The sequence below is a fragment of the Streptococcus pantholopis genome (genome assembly GCF_001642085.1).
GTDB lineage: Bacteria > Bacillota > Bacilli > Lactobacillales > Streptococcaceae > Streptococcus > Streptococcus pantholopis.
The window spans coordinates 862,070-881,225 of the sequence record NZ_CP014699.1 but is presented as its reverse complement, the minus strand read 5'-3'; the positions used below and the strand labels follow the sequence as shown (position 1 = coordinate 881,225).

The window sequence follows — 19,156 nt, the reverse complement described above, 5'->3', positions numbered from 1 at the left end:
CAGACGGCTACGGCTAGCGGTAAGTCCGAAATCTCTGATTTCGCAGACGCACCTCTGCCAGGACGACTAGGGAGCGAGACAGAATCCCAGACCGCAAAGCCTAGCAGACATTTTAAAGCTTTGAAAAAGCGACTAAAATGCCGCTAGGCTACTGCGTCTTGTTTATCCTACAAGTAATGATTTGGGAAGCTAGGATTTTTGTCTGCCTTCAGACGTTTACAGCTGGCTAACTTGAAATCAATGCTAAACTTAGCCCTATCTTTTTTGCAAAGAGCTTAGCCCGTGTTCAATTAACAAGATACAAAGCCCGTTTAAAAATCCGTATGAAAATAGCGGATGGCAAGTGATGCTGGCATCACGCTGACAGCCATCTTTTTCACTAGGATTTTAGGGCGTGTTCAATTCAACAAGATACAAAGCCTGTTAGATAACAAGCAGCAAAGGGCCTTTTTACGATGTTCAGGCAAAGAGCACCTCTGCGGCTATTTCAAATTTTTTCCTCTACTGATAGCTGCTAAACGAAAGATATCGCAATAAAGCCGATTGAGGCAGCCAAAAACAAAAATAGGGTCTTAATGCGCTGCATTCCTGCCGCCATAAGACCCTAAATCTATTACTTGCCACAAGGGCAGCAGCTCTTCTTTAACCTGAGGTATAAAAGCTTTACTCTTTAAAAAATCACTGCTGCTATTTTTGATTATTGGGATGATGGGGCTTCGCTGCCGCATAGCCGTCTTTATTGACTTGACGGTTTCTGGCGATTGCAATACTGTCAGCCGGCACGTCTTCATTAATTGCGGACCCGGCTGCAGTCAAGGCATTGTCACCCAAACTGACCGGAGCAATCAAAGTAGAGTTACTGCCGATAAAAACGTTATTGCCAATAGTTGTTTGGTATTTATCCCTGCCATCATAATTAGCTATAATCGTACCGGCCCCAAAATTAACATTCTTTCCAACAGAGGCATTGCCGATATAAGTCAGGTGTCCAGCTTTGGTCTCTTCACCGATTTGTGCTGCTTTAACTTCGACAAAATTACCAATATGTGCCCCCTGAGCGATGTGTGAACCCGGCCGTATATGGGCATAAGGCCCAACTGTCACCTGATCAGCAAGACTTGATTCTTCTATCATTGATTGTGTGATGACGGTCTGCTGCCCGATAGTACTGTTAACAATATAGCTGCCGTTAGTTATCAGAGAACCTTGGCCAACCTTAGTCTTACCTTTGAGAGAAACATTGCCTTCAATAAGGACATCTCCTGCAATCTCAACTTCGCTGTCAATATAAGCAGTATCTGGGTCAGAAAATGTTACCCCATTGAGCATATGCTTTTTATTAATACGCTGGCGCATAACTTTTTCGGCCGTTGCTAAAGCAAAACGGTCATTGACACCGAGGCTCTCAGCAAAATCTGCCAAAGTATAGGCTCCTACTTTTTCTTCATTGTTGCGGAAAATAGAAATAAGATCTGTCAGATAGTATTCCCCCTGCGCATTATCAGTGTTAAGTTCCTTTAAAGCCGCAAATAAGCGCTGATTATCAAAAACATAGGTCCCTGTGTTAATCTCCCTGACCTGCTGTTCAAAGTCTGAAGCATCTTTTTGTTCAACAATTTTTGTCACTTCGCTGCGGTCATTGCGGATAATACGGCCATAACCAAAAGGATCATCAGCCATAGCCGTTAAAATAGTGGCTACATTTTTATGCCGCCGATGGTAATCCAGCAGATTTTTCAGACTTTCACCTGTAATTAATGGTGTATCACCGGCAATAATCAAGGTTTGTCCTTTAAGACCTTCCAGAGCTTCCGCTGCCATCATAACAGCATGACCAGTCCCTAATTGTTCCTTTTGCAGAGCAAAGGCTGATTTTTCAGCAGCAACTTCCTCAACCAATTCTGCCTTGTGACCAATGACAGTGACTGTTTTGGCAGGGTTAATTGCTCCGACACTGGCAAAAACATGCTCCAGCATCGTCAGTCCTGCTACTTTGTGCAGAACTTTAGGAAGGTCGGACTTCATGCGGGTTCCTTTTCCCGCTGCTAAAATAATTGCATAATTGTTCATTTTCATGTTCCTTATGTCTAATAGAATAATCAACTCATTATAGCATATTTCTGCTGTTTTGCGGTAAAAACAGCTGTTAAAAAATTTCCTCACAGAAAAGAAGCAAAAAAGCAGCTTCAGCCGCTTCTTCTCCTCTTATTTTTCAAAGGAAATCCCGCACTTCTGGCAGCTCTTCCGGCCTGTCACAGATGACAGCTCAGCTTCCCACTCGTAACGGCAGCTCTCACAGCGAAAACGCCCCTTGCTCTTATCAGACTGTAACCCAAGAAAGGCCACATGGGCGATACTGAGTTCCAAGCGCCGCTTGAGCATACTTAACGCTTCAGCCTGCTGACGCTCCTTCTTCTGCTGCTCCTGCAGCTCCTCTACAGCCTGATTGTAAGCAGTGGTTTCTTCTGTTCTAGCCTCCTCTAACTCATCTTCTTTCTGACGAATCTTACGCAGCAGCTGGTCACGCTCATCTTCTAATGCCCCTATCGTATGGCTTGGCATAGCCTCAGGCAGATCACGGCATTGCCCTAGCAGCCAGTTAGCCAGATTCTCTGTCCGCTTAGAGGCCTCCTGCTGCATATCCTCGCAGCGCCAAACAGCTTCGTCTATGGCTTTGACCCGCTCCAAATGTTCCTGTGTCAATTGCTCTTCTTTATCTGTCATCTCTTCCTCCCCTTTTAAGCTCGTATCAAGCTGCTAAAGTCTACCTGAGGCCATTCGGCCAGATAGACCGCTGCACTGTCGGCTGCCTGACCCGTAAAACAATCCGCCAGCTCAGAAGCTATTGTCCCCTGCGCTAAAGTCTGCAGTTCAGAAGCTTTCGTCTCTAAGCAGCTCTGTAAATCAAACGATTGGCTCTCCCATTCGCCTTGCTTTGCCGACAAAGCCCCCTGAATGGCCAAACGCTCCTGCACTTTCTTAGTCTCCTTGGCCGCTTGGACAAGCATGTCTAAATCAGCCGTTACTCCCATCCCCATAAGAACCCCACCTTCTATGCTTCAGTTACAATGCCCTTTATGCACCTCTGTCTGCCTACTTCTTGTTAGTTGAAAACAAAGCTGCCCCTTCCTGATCGGTCGCTATTAGATTGTCTGCCGCTGCTTCCAGCTTATCCGCAAAAGCCATCATCCTGTTTTGGTAGGCATCAGCTTCTGCTAAATTTTGGGCCTCTGCCTGACTGTCCCATAAATTCTCCATAGTGTAAGGGCTCAGCAGTTCGGCCACTTCACTATCCGTCAGTTCTTCTGCTATTTGGTACATAGCCTGACGCGTCGCCGTGATGTCTGCCTGCAGAGCTTCTTTTGCCTGAGCAATCTCATCTTTAATCTCTTGAACTTTAAGCTCGGCCTGCAGCCTAGCTTTCTCAGCAACTGCCCGCAACAGCTCCTCCCGCAAGCTGATTCGCTTAGACCCTGTCGCTGTTTTCAGCTGACTTCTCAGGTCTTTGACTGTCTTCTTATAAGAGGTCAGAAGCTCGGCTTTGGTCGGTTCAACCGCAAAGTCGCCGTAGGTCATAACATATCTCAGCAGATAAAGCCGGTAATCGGTGCTGTTAAACCAAGTGCTGGGGTCTTTAATATCCCAGTTTTTCGCGGCTTCTTTAGCCTTCTTTCTGGCCACCTTAATCACCTGCTCCTTGGTCATGCCGGAGACAAACTGGCCCTTCTTCACATAGTAGTCAATATCCAGCTTATCTCCTTTTATGTGGAAGAACTTTGGATCGTGGTCGCCGATGGGATCGTTGAGGCCCTGCGTCCCTTCAACAACCACTACCTTCCCGTAAGGAATTTCACCTTTGCCGCCATCAAGGTAGGTCAAATCTTTTCCGGAATCCGAATAAACTGTCGCATGGTCTTTCAGATAAGCCAGCTCACTGTTAGAAAAGGCACCGCTCTTTACCGCTTGGGCTGCCGCCCAGTCTGTGAAGTTGGTAATCTTTGGCACTTGGTATTTGGCGCCGACTTTAGCCACACCAGGACCGGACTGGCTGAAACCGGACATGTTGGAGACTGTGCCCTTATGCACTTCCAGCTTTTTCACCGTCTCCTGATAAAACTGGTCGATTGCTTCGGTCTGAGCGGTCAGCTGCCCGTCAGTCAGGCCGAAAACTCCGCTGGCCTCGACAGCATTCTTGGTCGATTCATTAAGACCGGGCTGGGTCCCTGCCACAACGATAGCCGTTTGGCTGTAGTCAACTTGACCATCTGAATAAACCGGAGCTACAGCTAAAGCTTGAGTAGTATCGTTGACACTGTTAACGACTTGATAAGTTTTTTTATCCTTAGTTATAAAAGTATCACCACTGGATAATCTCTCTTTTTCTAAATTATCTTTTAGTCCATTTTGTAACTCCTGAAGATTTTGATCTGTCAATGCCATTGATTATTTCCCCCATCTTATTTCTGTATTATATCTGATAAGTGTATTAGAACTACCGTCTTTACTTGCAAATACTCCTTTCAAATGGTTAGCTTGTACTAAGCTAGTTATATTATCATCTATGAAATCATTCGTGGAAAGTTTTGCTTTAGCAGGTAAATGGTCATACTTAGACACATCAATCTGATTCCCATTAGCTGAATTATCTAGATAGATAATCCAATTACCATTAATATCAAAGTCAAGTGACGAAATCCCATTAAGTAAACCATGTTTAGCATATACCCTATTAGTATTTTCAACACGTCCACCAAGTTTTGCTTTATTTCCATAATTGTCATAAATAATAGGAATAACATAGGCCGTTCTCATCGTAAATTTTCCATCACCGTCTATATAAATCGGTGAAAACTCGATTTTACTGATACCGGAATAATTCTCTTTAATATAAGTGGCAATCTGTTCCTCCAGCAACTGAAAGCCATGTTGATAAAGCTGGTCAACTTTTTTCTTTTCCATATAGCGATTATACCCCCAAATTCCTGTGATAGAGATGAGAACCACAGCCAGCAGTCCCCAAAACACTTTAGCCGGTCTGCTTAACTTTTTCCTTTTAGCCATAGCTTACTCCTTGTTCTCTGTAGACAATTTCAATAATTCGTTTTAATTTTCATTAGTATAGCATAGTAATACTGAAAAAACAAGTGACGTTTGCCATCATTTTTATATCCCTGCCACAACGATAGCCGTTTGGCTGTAGTCTACTTGGCCATCTGAATAAACCGGAGCTACTGCTAAGGCCTGAGTTGTCTCATCTATACTGTTAACCACTTGGTAATATTCGTTTGTTTAGGGATTTTAAAAAAGCGCACAGAACAGCAGGGAGGAGTTCTGTGCGCTTTGGTTATTTTTTACTTCTTAAATATTCCTTTTATGGTCTACCTGTACCGGCTGTTTACCACTAAAAAAATGAGATAAATGAAAGTGAGACCAGCTAAAATGAAAAGCAGTTTTGTCAAAAAAGGAAACAGGGGATTAAAAGACAAGACACTGGCGGACAATAGCAGCATCCCAAAGATAAAGGCTACAATAAAGCGATTAGCAAGCCCCTGCAGAGTTCTTATCCTCTTGTTATAATCATGGATATCATGATTTATAAGCAGCTGACCGTTAAGAAGCTTTTCGGAAAGTTCATTGATTTTTCTGGGGACAGATTTCCCTTTTTTCAAAAGATAAAACAGCTCTATAAGCAGACTTTCCCGGTTAAGAAACTGAGTCAGTAGCTCATCACCCATATTCTCAATAAAATAATGTTTGGCCAAAGTCATCAGATTCACATCAGGAGCTAATTCTCGAAAAATCCCTTCAATCTGGAGGACAGCCTTGCCCAAAACCGTAATCTGAGGCGGAGCTTTAAGGTGATTGCGCTGTGAAACATTGAGCAAGTCCGACAGCAAATCTGCAATAAATAGATTTCCCAAATCCAAATTAGCGTATTTGGCCAGCATTTGCTCGATGTCCTGTGCAAAAGCTGCTTTATCAATCAAGCTGCTGTCAGCTTGTGTGACAGTTAAAACAGCCTTAGCCATGCCATCAACGTCCTGTGTTGTAAAACCGTAAAGAACGTCATTAAGAGATGCCCGCATATCATCCTGAAGACGCCCCATGATACCAAAGTCAATAAAATAAATTTTATTATTATGGATAAGAAGATTCCCTGGATGCGGATCGCCGTGAAAATAGCCATCTTTAAAAACCTGTTTAATAAAGCTCAGCATCAGCTTTCTGCCGATATCCTCTAAGTCATAGCCTTCCTTAATCAATTCAGCATAGTGATTAATCGGAATCCCAGGAATATACTCCTCGACAATCATATGCCGAGTAGTGAAATCAGTAAAGACCTGCGGAACAGCCAGACATTTAACAGCCTGATTTTTCTCAGCAAAATCCAGCATGGCCTGTGCTTCTTGGCGAAAATCAATTTCATCAGCCAAGCTTTCTTTCAGCTGCAGCAAAACCTCCCTCAAATCAACTGAAGGCAAAAAGTGCTTGGGGATTCTTTTGGACAGACGCAGCAAAATAGCAATATCTTCACTAATAATCTCTGCCAGATGGGGACGCTGAATCTTAATAACAGCCTCCTGCCCTGACAGAAAAACAGCCCGATGTGTCTGAGCGACTGAAGCACTGGCCAGCGGTTCCTGAGCGACTGTACGAAAGACATGGCTGACAGGCTGCCCTAATTCTGCTTCAATAGCCTGCAGTGCCTGATTGGCAGGCAGCGGCAAAACAGAATCTTGCAGCTTGCTGAGCTCTTTAATGTAGGACTCAGGCAGTAAATCGCTGCGCGTCGACAAAATTTGCCCGATTTTAACAAAACTTGGTCCTAATTCTTCAAAAGCCAGCCGTAATTTTTGCGGCACTGTCTGTTCATCAAAACTTTTGCGCCTTTCTTTTAAACCTGTCAGGCCAACAGCAGAAAACGCCCTGACAATTTCCCGCAAACGCTTATTCGCCATCCCATTTCCCTTTATACAAGATACAAAGCCCGTTAAAAGCTCACAGCAAAAATAGGAAAACTGACGAAGAAACTCCGGTTTCTAGGAAGTTTTATCTTTTTTGCAAAGAGCTTAGGGCGTGTTCAATTTAACAAGATACAAAGCCCGTTTAAAGCTCATAGCAAAAATGACGGTAAGCCAGAAATCTTTGATTTCGTAGGCGCACCTCTGCCAGGATGACTAGAAGGGTGCGGTCGGCCGCTAGGACGACAAAGCCTTCAGTCAGCTACGGCTGACGGTAAGCCAGAAATCTTTGATTTCGTAGGCGCACCTCTGCCAGGATGACTAGAAGGGTGCGGTCGGCCGCTAGGACGACAAAGCCTTCAGTCAGCTACGGCTAGCTAACTTGAAATCAACTCTAAACTTAGCCATATCTTTTTTGCAAAGAGCTTAGGGCGTGTTCAATTTAACAAGATACAAAACCCGTTAAAAAATCCGTATGAAAATAGGGGATGGCAAGGGATGCCTAAGCATCACGCTGACAGCCATCTTTTTCACTAGGATTTTAGGGCGTGTTCAATTCAACAAGATACCAACTGCTAGAGTTTAATCTTCTTTTTCAAACCGCTTCAGCAGTACATCCAGTTTTTCTTCAAGACGTGCAAGATCTTCCTTGCTGGCATACTGGACCTGTTGCTTTTGCTGATCAAATTTCTCAAGAACTTCCTTTGCTTCTGCTTGGCTTTTGCGCTTCAGTTCGCTCTGCAGTTCCTTGCCTTCTTCAACTGTCAAACGCCCTTTAGCTACTAATTCTTTGACAAAACCATCTGCCTTTTCCAGCGTCATTGATGTCAAACCGATACCGGCAAGTAAAACTTTCTTCAGTTCATCCATTTTTTCATTCCCCCTTTCATGGTGTCATAGTTCGGCTATAGCCTGTGCAATCGGCGTTTGACCATCTGCCATAGGAATAACTTTTTTAAAAGTATTAGGCTGGTCTAACAGCTCTGCTAAAACCTTGGCAACATTAGGGATAGAATTTTGTCCCATAGCAACTGCTGTGAAATCAACTAAACCGCTGCCGTCCTCAGTTTCAACAAGATTGCCCGGCTGTAAAATCGTATAATCCAGTTGGGTGTTATGAATCAGCCACTCATCAGCAAAAAACTTAGCAATAATATAGTTTTTCAAACGGTCAATACCTGCTGCCTGCCATTTTTCAGGTTCTGTAGACAGAATAGAGCTTAGCATGATAAAGCGTTTAATACCTGCTTTTTCCGAAGCCTGCATAACCTTAACAGCTCCGAAAGCATCTGTCTGCAACAAGTCCTTTCCTCTGGACCCAGCTGTAAAATAGACAGCATCCATTCCCTTTAATTTTTGACTTAAAGCCTCTGCTTCATCATGTAAATCAAATGAAACAGGGTGGATGTTTTCACCTTGAAGTACTTTTTCAGGTGAACGGGCTCCGGCAAAAACCTCATGCCCTTTTTCAGTCAAATCTTTCAGCAAACGTTCAGCAACCCGTCCATTTGCTCCGACAACAAATACTTTCATCTTTCCATCCTCCTCTTAAAAAAAACAAAGCCTTCAGACGGCTACGGCCGGATAATGATGAAATCAGCACTCGGCCTGACTAATTTTCCCAGTAGCGTTTAGGCCGCTGTATTCAGCTTTTTGGATTATTATAGCATAAAAAACAAGAGATTTCGATGAAACACTTTGCAGCAATAAGTAAAACTGCTCTCATCTATGCTGCTTACTATTATAATAAAAAACAGAAAGTCTTACTCACTTCCTGTCTATTAAAGTAGTAGGCTTAGTTCTCTGCTACTGTAAAGTCCTTAGCAGAAAACACGACTGCCAGTTGTTTACACCATCTGTCTATTCTTTAATTTCTTCAAGCCAGAAATCTTTGATTTCGTCTGCGTACTCCTGCCAAGACAGCAAAGCCTTCAGACGACTACAACTGCCACGCATATAAGCAATAGATTTCAGATGGTAAGGGCTCCTTGCTCTTATTTCCAAGTTGATGCTGCCTTTTATAGACCATTTCATTATAGCTAGTAAAAAAGTATTTGGCGAGTTTATTGGATAAATTAAATTTTTATCTAAATAGAATGGTTAATATTAGAAAATACCAATGATTCTTTAGCAATGTTTTTCGATATATCTGCTCAAGAATAACATAATAAAAAAACTCTGCAGAAACTAAGGAGATTATATATTCTCTGCAGAGTTTATTAACAAAATTAATGATATAAGGATTCCCCGTTTGTTGCGATGACTTTTTTATACCAATCAAAAGATTTTTTCTTATAGCGTGCTAAGCTCCCTGTGCCGTCATCATTGCGGTCAACATAGATAAAGCCATAGCGCTTGCTGAGCTGGGCTGTTGAAGCTGAAACCAAATCAATAGGCCCCCAAGTCGTATAGCCCCAAAGTTCAACGCCATCTTTAAGCGCTTCACCTACTTGCTGTAAATGTTTTTTCAAATAATCAATGCGGTAGTCATCTTCGACAGTCGGACCGTCTGGACCATCAACCAAAACATCTTTGGCTCCAAGACCGTTTTCAACGATAAAGAGCGGCAGCTGATAGCGATCATAGAAATCATTAAGAACCAAGCGCAGCCCGACAGGGTCAATCTGCCAGCCCCATTCAGAGGACTCCAAGTAAGGGTTTTTAATACCTCCCATAATGTTGCCGCGGCCAGTTTCATAATCTTCCGGATTGTGGGCCTGAGCGACGCTCATATAATAGGAGAAGGAAATAAAATCAACTGTATTCTTCAGGATAGCTTCATCTTCAGGAGCAAATACAATGGAGATGTTGTTTTCCTCAAAATAGCGTTTGATGTAATTAGGATATTTGCCGCGGGCGTGGATATCAGAGAAAAGATAGTTTTGATTTTCAAACTCACGCGCAGCCAACTGATCCAGAGGATTTGCTGTATACCCATAAGCAGGCATGGCCAGAACCATACAGCCGATTTTAAAATCAGGGTTGATCTCATGGCCGATCTTAGTCGCCAAAGCAGAAGCCACCAACTCATGATGCACTGCCTGATACAAATCCTGCTTAGACAGTTCTGCAAAAGGCGTTGCAATGCCTCCCGACATAAAAGGCCCATGGAGAACTGAGTTAACCTCATTAAAGGTCAGCCAGTATTTCACTTTATCCTTATAGCGATTAAATACTGTACGAACATAGCGTTCGTAAAAGCCGATTAACTGACGGCTGGCCCAGCCGTTATATGTACGGGCGAGATGAAGAGGTGTTTCATAATGGGATAGAGTCACAAGCGGCTCAATATTATATTTAGCTAATTCATCAAAGACTTTATCATAGAACTGCAGCCCCGCTTCATTAGGCTCTTTTTCATCACCTTTAGGGAAAATTCGGCTCCAAGCAATGGACAACCGAAAAACTTTGAAACCCATTTCAGCAAAAAGAGCAATATCCTCTTTATAACGATGATAAAAATCGATTCCTTCAAGTTTTAAATTATCAGGAGTCGGCTCATCAGTAATCAGAGGATCCAAATCACCGATAGTTGCCGGCATTCCTCCCTGCGGAGTGACATCCTGAACAGACAAACCTTTGCCGTCAAGGTTATAAGCTCCCTCAAACTGGTTTGCAGCAGTGGCTCCGCCCCAAAGGAAATTTTCTGGAAAAACACTTTGAGTCATTTTATACTCCTTTTTCGTTTGATACATTTAAGTATAAAATGTTTTTAAGGAAAATGCTTACATTATCATTTTAGAAAATAATACTATACTACGAAAGGAAGCCGCTTCACCTTAAGTACGGCGAAAAATTTTCGTAAGGACTGGAGATTGTGCCTATGAATCAGGGACGAATAGCGTTTTTTTTGCTATAATTATACTATAATATGCTAACATAGAAAGGGTTGGCCAAAATGATTGTGAAAAATGATACTTTTAAACAAGAAATGACAGACAGAGCCCATTTGCTGCCCTACAATTTTTTTGATACCTATGTCGAAGACGGCCGTCCTGATGTCCTCTTCCATTGGCACCCGGAAATCGAAATTAATTATGTCTATGAAGGCTCAGCCAGATATCATATCGATTATGATTTTTTCAATAGTCAGCCTGGTGATATTATCCTCATCAGACCCAATGGTATGCATTCCATTCATCCCATTGAGAGGCAGACACATCACACCGAAACGTTTCAGTTCCATTTAGATATGATTGGCAATTCTGTTGTCGACCAAGTCAGCCTGCGTTATCTGCAACCCCTGCAGACCAGCAGCTGCAAATTTGTTCCCAGAATTCAGCCCGATATGGCCGGTTATGAAGAAATTAAAGAGGCTCTTTTTCAAATTTTCAGTCTTTCCCGCAATGAGGGGCGGCATTTTGAAATTCTTCTCAAGGCCAGACTCAACGAATTGATTTATCTGCTCTATTACCACCATTATGTCCTGAAAAAAAACACAGATGATACTTACCGTAAAAATGAACGTATCCGGGAACTGATTGACTTCATTAACCATAATTATCAGCATAATCTTTCAATCAGCTATCTAGCTGATTTTATGGGCTACAGCAAAACACATTTCATGACAGTCTTTAAACAGCAAACTGGTACCTCCTGTACGGAATTTATCATTCAGATTAGACTGAATAAAGCCAGCGATCTGCTGCTTAACACAGCAGATCCGATTTTAGAGATAGCCAGCAGCGTTGGCTTTAACAATCTGTCCAATTTTAACCGCCAATTCAAGAATTATTTCCATGTCACTCCCAGCCAATACCGTAAACAATTCAGTAAAGCCAAAGGCCATCCGACCCCAATTAAGTCAGCAAGAAATCAGCGAAAAGACTGAAAAAAATGATTCTTTTTTCAGTCTTTTCTTTATGTTGCCAAAGTTATTCTTAGCTAGTTGCCGGCTCCTGTCTGCTCATCAAGCAGGCTGCTGAACCAGCGGCCATTAAGGACAGTGCTGTTGAGTTCTTCTTTCACATCGTCCGAAAGGCTGCTGTCTTTGGCCATTTTATCCAGAATCAGCTGAGCATCTTCTGTATCTGCAGTGGCTTCGATGAGGGCACCTTTTTTATCTGCTGACAGAGATAAAACTGACTCACTTTTCGGACTCCACTGTAACCACTTAGTCAGGTCATCACCATTTGGATTATCAGAGTGCAAAAAGTTCTTGAGATAAGCCTTGAAATCCGCAGATAAGTCTTTGGCTCCTTGTCCATCAAAAGCTTTGCCAATGATGCTCTCATAATTAGACGGAGTCTGCAAAAGCGGCTCAAAGATACCATGAAAGGCACCAAACGTTTCAGCCAAATCAGGTGTTATTTCTTGGTCATCACCATATGAAATCTCCCCGATATAAATAGGTGAATCATAGCTGTCTCCCAGTATGCGGGCGCTCTCTACTGTATTAGATAAGCGGTAAAGCTGGCCACCGTACTTTTTAACATAATTAAACTCAGCTGTCTTTTGCTTATCATCAAAAAGAGACTTATCGCTAAAGTCAGCTGCAAAGCGCTCATCATAGGCTGCAAAAAGTGAAAACTCACTGGTTCCTGAAATCAACAATAAGGGAACATCATTGTATTGGTCCGTTTCAAATCCTTCCGTCGGAAGCACCTTACCGTCCTTATAGAGATGCGGGAAAACGCGCATACGAATCGCTGCGTTGCCCATCAGCCCGGCCAGCCGCTCAGCAGACAAGCCGTAAAGATAGTCAGTTACTTGGCTGTCAGCTGTCAGCAGCCAAGATTTAGCTTCAGTTTCGGTTTCTTTCACCTGATCCTCAACAACAAGGGGAGCAAGCGCTTCGGCAAATATGTCTTGGCTTTCTGTCTCATCAGCCAGTGTCATACCGCCGCTGAAAGAAATGGCTTTCTGATATTTTCCAGCAAATAAAGGGGAAATCAGACTGGCCATGACATCGCGGCCGCCGGCAGAAAAACCGGCTAGAGTGACATTGTTTTTATCGCCGCCAAAGGCAGCAATATTCTCTTCTACCCAATCTAGGGCAGCAGCGATATCCAAGAGACTGTAATTGCCCGAATTTTCATTATCATTGCCATTTTTCAAGGCTTGCAGAGGATTAAAACCCAGTGCTCCCAGCCGGTAGTTGACAGAAACATAGACAGCGTTTAAATCATTAACAAAACTGTTGCCCTTGATTTCCTGAGAACTTCCTGTCTGATTGTTGCCACCATGAATGTAGACCACAACAGGCAGGTCTGCTTCCTTGCTGTCCGGTCGGACAACATCTAAATTCAGCGCGTCTTCTGACCCAACAACTTCACCGTCTGACAGTTGAACAGCTGTATTGCCGTATTCATCGGCTTTAAATGTTCCATCCCAGCTCTCTGCTTTTTGCGGCTCTTTCCAGCGGAGCTGGCCGACCGGTGCCTGAGCATAAGGGATACCTAACCACTGCATGGCCTTATTTTCTTTATCTCTAGAGCCTTTAACCTTACCTGCAGCAACAGTTTGTGTTAACGATTGGTTGAAATCTGCACCAGACTTTTTGCTGTTATTATTGTTACAAGCAGTCAAGGAAAACCCAAGCAAAACAGCCAGCAGGACTAAATAGAGTTTTTTCATAGCATCTCCTAAAAAATTATTTGCTTTGTGCATTCAGCCAGTCAAAGATATTGCTGTATTCTTTTCCGCCGCTTTCTGCTGTAGCAGAACCGCCTTTATTCTTATTATTAGCTTTAAAGCCTGTCAGCTCATCAGCTTTCTTAACCGCTTCTGCATCTTGAACGCCGGCTACTTGATCATTAAAGAAATAAACCCAAGACCAGTGACCGAGATACTCCGTATCTTTCATATCTGACCCTTCAACAGTTTCATAGTAAGAGAACCATTTATTTTCAGCGCCGCTGTCAACCAAAGCTTTATAGATTGGCAGAGAGTAGGCAGTAGGATCTACTGTTGTATCATTAGCTGAGTGGACAAACCAGATAGGGATATCTTTTAATGCTGCTACTTTTTCATCATCAAAATAAACATCCTCGGTAGGCACCATTTCCGTACCTGACAGACTTTCTTCGCTTGGTACTCTTGTGTAGCTGTTATCAGCTTCACGTTCATATTCATAGTAGGAATAGGCCGTCGCCAAAGGAGCCAAACCAGCAAAATAATCCGGATTATGGATTGCAAGGTTAAGTGCCATATAACCGCCGTTTGAGCAGCCAGCCAAGTAAATCCGGCTCGTATCCACATCAGCATTATTTGCCACATAATCCTTTATCGTATCCATCAGAATTTCTGTGTAGCGAGAGACACCGGCCCCAGCTCCGTTAGTGCCATCACCTTCATCCATCCAATAAGTTGGGGCCTGAACTACTAAAACATAAGCTCCGGTTTGTTTACCGGCGGTAAAATGTTTTTGGATGTCTTCTCTGGCTAAGGCCACCACTTCATTGCCTAGAAGCGAAATATCCGGATCTTCACCGCCTTCACCTTGGCCATGGAGCCAAATAATCAGCGGATTCTTCTTTCCTTTAGCTAAATCTTTTGGCTCATAGGCTGCATAATTTAAGGTTAATTCATCTTGACTGTCAGTCATCGGATTGGTATAAGTTCCGCTGAAACTTCCCCTGTTTTTAAAGACGGCAGCTTCCGGAGAAATGCGATTGTTAATAGCATCAGCTTCTGTACTGAGACTGGCTGTTTGGTCGTCGGACTCTACCTCCAAACCTTTAATTGTCACCTTATAATCACTCGACCATTGATTTTGAAAAATGTCCATATTATAGGTAAAAGGCGATGCCTCTCCTGCGTTTCTTTCCGCATCAAAACTGACCGGCATCTGAATCGTTACATACTGACTGCTTCCGCTTTTAATTTTTTTCCCGTTTTTATTGGACAAATAAACACTCTTGATTTTTCTGTCAACACCCGCCGTTGTCACTTTAACGTTGTCTTTAGAGACTGAGCTTACCTCACTATCCAATTCAACAATAACTCTTGGAACAGCCGGACCGAATTCATAGCCCTTAACTCCAATAGAAACCTTGGTAATTTCCACATCCAAATCCTTTGCAAAAACTCGGCTGCCTGCCATCAAAAGACTAACAGCAAATAGACTTAAAGCAACTATAACCGATACTTTCTTCATCATCCTCTCCTCCAACAAGATACAAAGGCCGTGTAAAACGCAAAAGGAAAATAGGGGACTGACTGACGAATCGCCAGATTCTAAGTCAGGACATCTTTTTCCCGCAGCGTTTAGGCCGTGTTCAATTCCAACAAGATACAAAGGCCGTGTAAAACGCAAAAGGAAAATAGGGGACTGACTGACGAATCACCAGATTCTAAGTCAGAACATCTTTTTCCCGCAGCGTTTAGGCCGTGTTCAATTCCAACAAGATACAAAGGCCGTGTAAAAATCCGTATGAAAATAGGGGAGGGCAAGTGATGCTGGCATCACGTTGACAGCCATCTTTTTCACTAGGATTTTAGACCGTGTTCAGTTCAACAAGATACAGATACAAAGGCCGTGTAAAGAGCAAAGCAAAAATGACGGTAAGCCAGAAATCTTTGATTTCGCAGACGCACCTCTGCCAAGACGGCTACGGCGTCTAATCAATCACTATTACCAAGAAACATAATGTATGCCATCTTTTTCACTAGGATTTTAGAGCGTGTTCAATCCACAGGATACAGAGGCCGCCGAGTGCATTGTAAAAAAACGATCAGCCAATAGTTGACAGCAGTCCTTGTTCTGCCCTTTAAACAAGCCCTTGTTTCTTATCTTTCATTTTTTACTTCTGTTTGTCTGCTATACCCTCCTTCCCTCTACTTCTGCATAGACAGCCGGTGACTGTTTAAAGCAAAGCAATATGTTTGCAAAGACAGCCATTAAAACCGTTTTATCTGTATAATAAAATCTGACTCTTTTCTTGTCCCTGTTAAGCTTATCATAGCTTTTTAAGACTGTTTTTGCAAACGCTTACCGTTTTTCCGTGGGATAATATCATTTTTCCCTACTTTTGTATAAATTTTAGAGAGTGAGGAAAAATTTGTCCCATACTCTTTGTTCTAAGGGATTTAAAAATCACTTGACCGGCTGATCAAGTGATTTTATCTCTGTTTATTTTACAGCTGTCAGCAGATAATCTCCTGCAACAACATCTCTTTCTTGAGTTGTTAAGATATCTGTAAAGGCATCGCTGTTTGTAACAATAACTGGTGCAGTTACTGGCAAACCGGCAGCTTTAATCGTTTCAATGTCAAAGGACAGCAGTTTTTGTCCTGCTTTAACTTGGTCACCGACAGCAACAAAGGATTCAAATCCTTTACCATCAAGAGAAACAGTGTCCATACCAACATGAATCAAGAGTTCAGCACCATTTTCAGTCCGCATGCCTATGGCATGCTTACTAGGAAAGACTAGTGTTATTTCAGCTTTAACTGGTGCCAGCACTTCACCGATAGTCGGCTCAACGGCAATCCCTTCGCCCATAGCACCGGAAGCAAAAACTTCATCCGGAACATCAGCCAGATTAACAACTTGACCAGTCAGCGGGCTGGAGAGGATTTCTTGCTTGATTTCTTTAAGAGGGGCTGCTTTTTGGACTGACGCATTAGCATCAGATGCACCGGCTTCTGCAGCAGGGCCTCCATACAGATAAGGGATTTTGACAAACTGTGTCAAAATAAAACCGATCACAAAGTTAGCGACAATGGCAATTAAAAAGTGAATCAGTGTCATGGCATTATCAGGCTCAATGAAAGATGGGATAGCAAACAGTCCTAATCCCCCCATAACCTGCATATGCACATCAAAAAAGGCCAGATAAGCACCGGTAAGGGCACCAGATACACAAGTCATGATGAATGGCAGGCGCATTGGCAGGGTAATCCCGTAAATTGCCGGCTCAGTGACACCAAAAAGAGCTGAAATGAAAGCAGGAATTGATAGCTGTTTAACCTTATCTTCTTTGGTTCTAAACATAATATTAAGGAGCGATCCGGCTTGAGCAAAACAGATAGCAACTGTTGCAACTAAGATGACACCGGGTCCTTTTTGCAGTTCCAAGATAGCCAAAGGCACCAAGCCCCAGTGCAAACCAAACATAACCAAGACCTGCCACATAGCACCGAGCACCAGGCCGTAGACAACAGGACTGAAACCATAAATGCCTGTAAAGATTACACCAACCAGATCAGACGCCCAGCTCATCACCGGACCGATAACTAAGAAAGAAAGCGGCACTGTGATGAGAATAGTAAAGAAAGGAACGACAAAAACCTTGACAACATCAGGGATAATTTTCTTAAAGAAACCTTCGATTTTAGAGCCGATCCAAACAGCTACAATAATCGGCAGTACGGTCTGCAGATAGCTGGATGCCGGAAAGATAATCGGAAGTCCAAAGAAGGTCGCGTAAATCGGTGATTCGATAAATGTCCCTTTAAATAGGGTGTACAGCGGCGTTTCGGCAGAAAAGCTGGCGGCGATATTGGGGTAGACAAGTGCAAAACCAATAGCTAAAGCAGTAAACTGTTCCATCTTAAAACGTTTAGCTGCAGTCAGTGCCAAGATAAGCGGTAAAAATTGGAAAAAGCCATCGCCAGCGGCATTCAGAATAACATAGGCGCCGTCTGTTTCAGGAACACCGACAGCTGCCATAACAGCTACTAAGCCTTTAATCATACCGGCTGCTGACAGGGCACCGAGCATCGGTTGGAAGAGTCCGGAAACAAGAGCGATAAAGCGGTCAAAGAGATTGCCTTGAGAAACATCTCCTTCATCAACATCAATACCGCCGCCTCCAGTAATTCCGGCTACTTCTGTTACTGCTGCATAAACATCAGGAACATGGTTGCCGATAACCACTTGGTACTGTCCTCCTGCTTTGACCACAGTCACAATACCGTCACGTTGTTTGAGATACTCATCATCTGCTTTGCTTTCATCTTTCAGTGTAAAGCGCAGACGGGTCACACAGTGAACCAGCTTAACAATATTGTCTTTGCCGCCGACATGGGTAACAATATCTTGGGCTAATTCAGTATAGTCTTTAGCCATTATAGGTCCTCCTAAAATAGTTATTGGATAGTTCTTAAGGGCATAAGAAAAACCTAAATAAATACCAAACAACCTCAAAACGCAAAAGTCCAGCTATGCTTTTGATGTTATCCTGTGCATTTATTTAGGTTTTGCCTGCCTACCAGTAACAATCCTTACAATCTATCATAACAGATTTTTATATTTTTGCAAGCGCTTTTTTTAATTTTTGCTTCTTCCTTAATTAACAGTATCCAGCCTTTGAAGATGAATGGTCAGATAGACCTGCTCATCTCGGCTCATAGGAAAATCGTAGCGCGTTTCAACATAATGCTTGATCTTCTCCGAACAGAAAAATGCTTCAGGATAATTTTGCTTAACCTGCTGAAAAAGAAAGGCATCGTTCTGACCTTGAACCAGACCGCTAACAACTCTTTGGGCAAAATACTGAACATGTGTCACAAAACGGTTGTAACTGACAGTATCTTCATCGGCTACTTTTCCGTAATGCAGACGGACAATGTCCAAAATAGCGGTAACAAGCCGTGTAATTTCTTGACCTTCCGCCAAGAGGTCAGAGTCTTTTTGAGCGTTGATGAAATGCAGGGCGATAGCAGATACTTCATCTTCCGGAACCTCTATCTGCAGCTTTTGGGCAAGAATATCCAAGGCATCGCGTCCGACTTGAAATTCCTTGGGAAAAAATTTGCGAATTTCCCATGACAAAGGATTAGGAACAGATAAATTCTCTGAGAGGCGCTGAAGTGTGTAATGCAAATGATCAGCTAAGGCAATATACAAAGAAGCATCAAAGACTGTCCCTAAAACTTCTTGACCGTGCTCAATAATAGCCAGAACACTCTCTGTTTCCTCAGGGCTCAAGTCCACATATACACGGGACAGCTCATCTGCCTGCTGATTATCTTCCAGAATGAATTTTTTCTCTATCAAAGAAGGATCAAGAGATTGTCCTGATTTTTTCTGAAAACCGAGGCCCTTTCCCATGACAATCATTTCTCTGCCTGTGCTGCTTTGGACTTGCACCACATTGTTATTATAAACCTTTTCAATTTTCATTCAAAGATTTACCTGTTCCTTTCAGACTTACATTATACGTATCATAGCAAATCTGCTTTCTTTTTTCAAGATACTGCAAAAATGAATAAGCCAATTTCAGGAAGCCTGCTGCCTCCTTAGTCAT

General features: G+C 42.8%; 15 protein-coding genes. 1 reads left to right on the top strand and 14 read right to left on the bottom strand.

The window, feature by feature from the left end:
• Positions 1-687: 687 nt before the first annotated feature.
• From glmU to A0O21_RS04045, 10 genes are all read right to left on the bottom strand, one after another.
• The gene (gene glmU / locus A0O21_RS04085; RefSeq protein WP_067061718.1) at positions 688-2,070 is read right to left on the bottom strand and encodes a bifunctional UDP-N-acetylglucosamine diphosphorylase/glucosamine-1-phosphate N-acetyltransferase GlmU; all 1,383 of its coding nucleotides are present in this window, start codon (positions 2,068-2,070) and stop codon (positions 688-690) included.
• Positions 2,071-2,205: 135 nt separating this feature from the next.
• Complete coding sequence (locus A0O21_RS04080; RefSeq protein WP_067061715.1) at positions 2,206-2,724, bottom strand: hypothetical protein; 519 nt, start codon at positions 2,722-2,724, stop codon at positions 2,206-2,208.
• Positions 2,725-2,738: 14 nt separating this feature from the next.
• Positions 2,739-3,038, bottom strand: a complete 300-nt coding sequence (locus tag A0O21_RS04075; RefSeq protein WP_067060491.1) for a hypothetical protein — start codon at positions 3,036-3,038, stop codon at positions 2,739-2,741.
• 55 nt (positions 3,039-3,093) lie between these two features.
• Positions 3,094-4,440 carry a hypothetical protein gene (locus A0O21_RS04070; protein ID WP_067061710.1) on the bottom strand — a complete coding sequence of 449 codons (1,347 nt, stop codon included), beginning with the start codon at positions 4,438-4,440 and terminating at the stop codon, positions 3,094-3,096.
• 3 nt (positions 4,441-4,443) lie between these two features.
• Positions 4,444-5,061, bottom strand: coding sequence for a hypothetical protein (locus tag A0O21_RS04065; RefSeq protein ID WP_067061707.1), 618 nt, complete (start codon positions 5,059-5,061; stop codon positions 4,444-4,446).
• A gap of 317 nt (positions 5,062-5,378) precedes the next feature.
• Positions 5,379-6,959 (bottom strand): ABC1 kinase family protein, encoded by a 1,581-nt coding sequence (locus tag A0O21_RS04060; RefSeq protein WP_067061703.1) that lies wholly within the window; start codon positions 6,957-6,959, stop codon positions 5,379-5,381.
• A gap of 585 nt (positions 6,960-7,544) precedes the next feature.
• Positions 7,545-7,832: a phasin family protein gene (locus tag A0O21_RS04055; protein ID WP_067061699.1), complete on the bottom strand. Its 288-nt coding sequence runs from the start codon at positions 7,830-7,832 to the stop codon at positions 7,545-7,547.
• Between the two features lie 24 nt (positions 7,833-7,856).
• A complete protein-coding gene (locus tag A0O21_RS04050) occupies positions 7,857-8,495 on the bottom strand; it encodes an SDR family oxidoreductase (protein WP_067061696.1) in 639 nt (212 codons plus the stop codon).
• Between the two features lie 327 nt (positions 8,496-8,822).
• Positions 8,823-8,996 carry a hypothetical protein gene (locus tag A0O21_RS10855; protein WP_158511688.1) on the bottom strand — a complete coding sequence of 58 codons (174 nt, stop codon included), beginning with the start codon at positions 8,994-8,996 and terminating at the stop codon, positions 8,823-8,825.
• 194 nt (positions 8,997-9,190) lie between these two features.
• A complete protein-coding gene (locus A0O21_RS04045) occupies positions 9,191-10,630 on the bottom strand; it encodes a glycoside hydrolase family 1 protein (RefSeq protein ID WP_067061693.1) in 1,440 nt (479 codons plus the stop codon).
• A gap of 230 nt (positions 10,631-10,860) precedes the next feature.
• On the opposite strand from A0O21_RS04045, the gene A0O21_RS04040 reads away from it, so the two are divergent.
• Complete coding sequence (locus tag A0O21_RS04040) at positions 10,861-11,793, top strand: AraC family transcriptional regulator (RefSeq protein ID WP_067061690.1); 933 nt, start codon at positions 10,861-10,863, stop codon at positions 11,791-11,793.
• Positions 11,794-11,846: 53 nt separating this feature from the next.
• Here the strand turns inward: A0O21_RS04040 and A0O21_RS04035 are convergent, their stop codons facing one another.
• From A0O21_RS04035 to licT, 4 genes are all read right to left on the bottom strand, one after another.
• Positions 11,847-13,538: a carboxylesterase family protein gene (locus tag A0O21_RS04035; RefSeq protein ID WP_067065112.1), complete on the bottom strand. Its 1,692-nt coding sequence runs from the start codon at positions 13,536-13,538 to the stop codon at positions 11,847-11,849.
• 16 nt (positions 13,539-13,554) lie between these two features.
• Positions 13,555-15,060, bottom strand: coding sequence for an alpha/beta hydrolase-fold protein (locus tag A0O21_RS04030; RefSeq protein ID WP_067061686.1), 1,506 nt, complete (start codon positions 15,058-15,060; stop codon positions 13,555-13,557).
• A gap of 975 nt (positions 15,061-16,035) precedes the next feature.
• A complete protein-coding gene (locus A0O21_RS04025) occupies positions 16,036-17,976 on the bottom strand; it encodes a beta-glucoside-specific PTS transporter subunit IIABC (RefSeq protein ID WP_067061681.1) in 1,941 nt (646 codons plus the stop codon).
• 219 nt (positions 17,977-18,195) lie between these two features.
• Positions 18,196-19,032, bottom strand: coding sequence for a BglG family transcription antiterminator LicT (licT, locus tag A0O21_RS04020; protein ID WP_067061675.1), 837 nt, complete (start codon positions 19,030-19,032; stop codon positions 18,196-18,198).
• Positions 19,033-19,156 lie beyond the last annotated feature (124 nt).

Excerpts from the sequence above, each read along its gene's own strand:
- glmU (WP_067061718.1), bottom strand. The coding sequence starts at position 2,070 with ATGAACAATTATGCAATTATTTTAGCAGCGGGAAAAGGAACCCGCATG.
- A0O21_RS04080 (WP_067061715.1), bottom strand. The coding sequence starts at position 2,724 with ATGACAGATAAAGAAGAGCAATTGACACAGGAACATTTGGAGCGGGTC.
- A0O21_RS04075 (WP_067060491.1), bottom strand. The coding sequence starts at position 3,038 with ATGGGGATGGGAGTAACGGCTGATTTAGACATGCTTGTCCAAGCGGCC.
- A0O21_RS04070 (WP_067061710.1), bottom strand. The coding sequence starts at position 4,440 with ATGGCATTGACAGATCAAAATCTTCAGGAGTTACAAAATGGACTAAAA.
- A0O21_RS04065 (WP_067061707.1), bottom strand. The coding sequence starts at position 5,061 with ATGGCTAAAAGGAAAAAGTTAAGCAGACCGGCTAAAGTGTTTTGGGGA.
- A0O21_RS04060 (WP_067061703.1), bottom strand. The coding sequence starts at position 6,959 with ATGGCGAATAAGCGTTTGCGGGAAATTGTCAGGGCGTTTTCTGCTGTT.
- A0O21_RS04055 (WP_067061699.1), bottom strand. The coding sequence starts at position 7,832 with ATGGATGAACTGAAGAAAGTTTTACTTGCCGGTATCGGTTTGACATCA.
- A0O21_RS04050 (WP_067061696.1), bottom strand. The coding sequence starts at position 8,495 with ATGAAAGTATTTGTTGTCGGAGCAAATGGACGGGTTGCTGAACGTTTG.
- A0O21_RS10855 (WP_158511688.1), bottom strand. The coding sequence starts at position 8,996 with ATGAAATGGTCTATAAAAGGCAGCATCAACTTGGAAATAAGAGCAAGG.
- A0O21_RS04045 (WP_067061693.1), bottom strand. The coding sequence starts at position 10,630 with ATGACTCAAAGTGTTTTTCCAGAAAATTTCCTTTGGGGCGGAGCCACT.
- A0O21_RS04040 (WP_067061690.1), top strand. The coding sequence starts at position 10,861 with ATGATTGTGAAAAATGATACTTTTAAACAAGAAATGACAGACAGAGCC.
- A0O21_RS04035 (WP_067065112.1), bottom strand. The coding sequence starts at position 13,538 with ATGAAAAAACTCTATTTAGTCCTGCTGGCTGTTTTGCTTGGGTTTTCC.
- A0O21_RS04030 (WP_067061686.1), bottom strand. The coding sequence starts at position 15,060 with ATGAAGAAAGTATCGGTTATAGTTGCTTTAAGTCTATTTGCTGTTAGT.
- A0O21_RS04025 (WP_067061681.1), bottom strand. The coding sequence starts at position 17,976 with ATGGCTAAAGACTATACTGAATTAGCCCAAGATATTGTTACCCATGTC.
- licT (WP_067061675.1), bottom strand. The coding sequence starts at position 19,032 with ATGAAAATTGAAAAGGTTTATAATAACAATGTGGTGCAAGTCCAAAGC.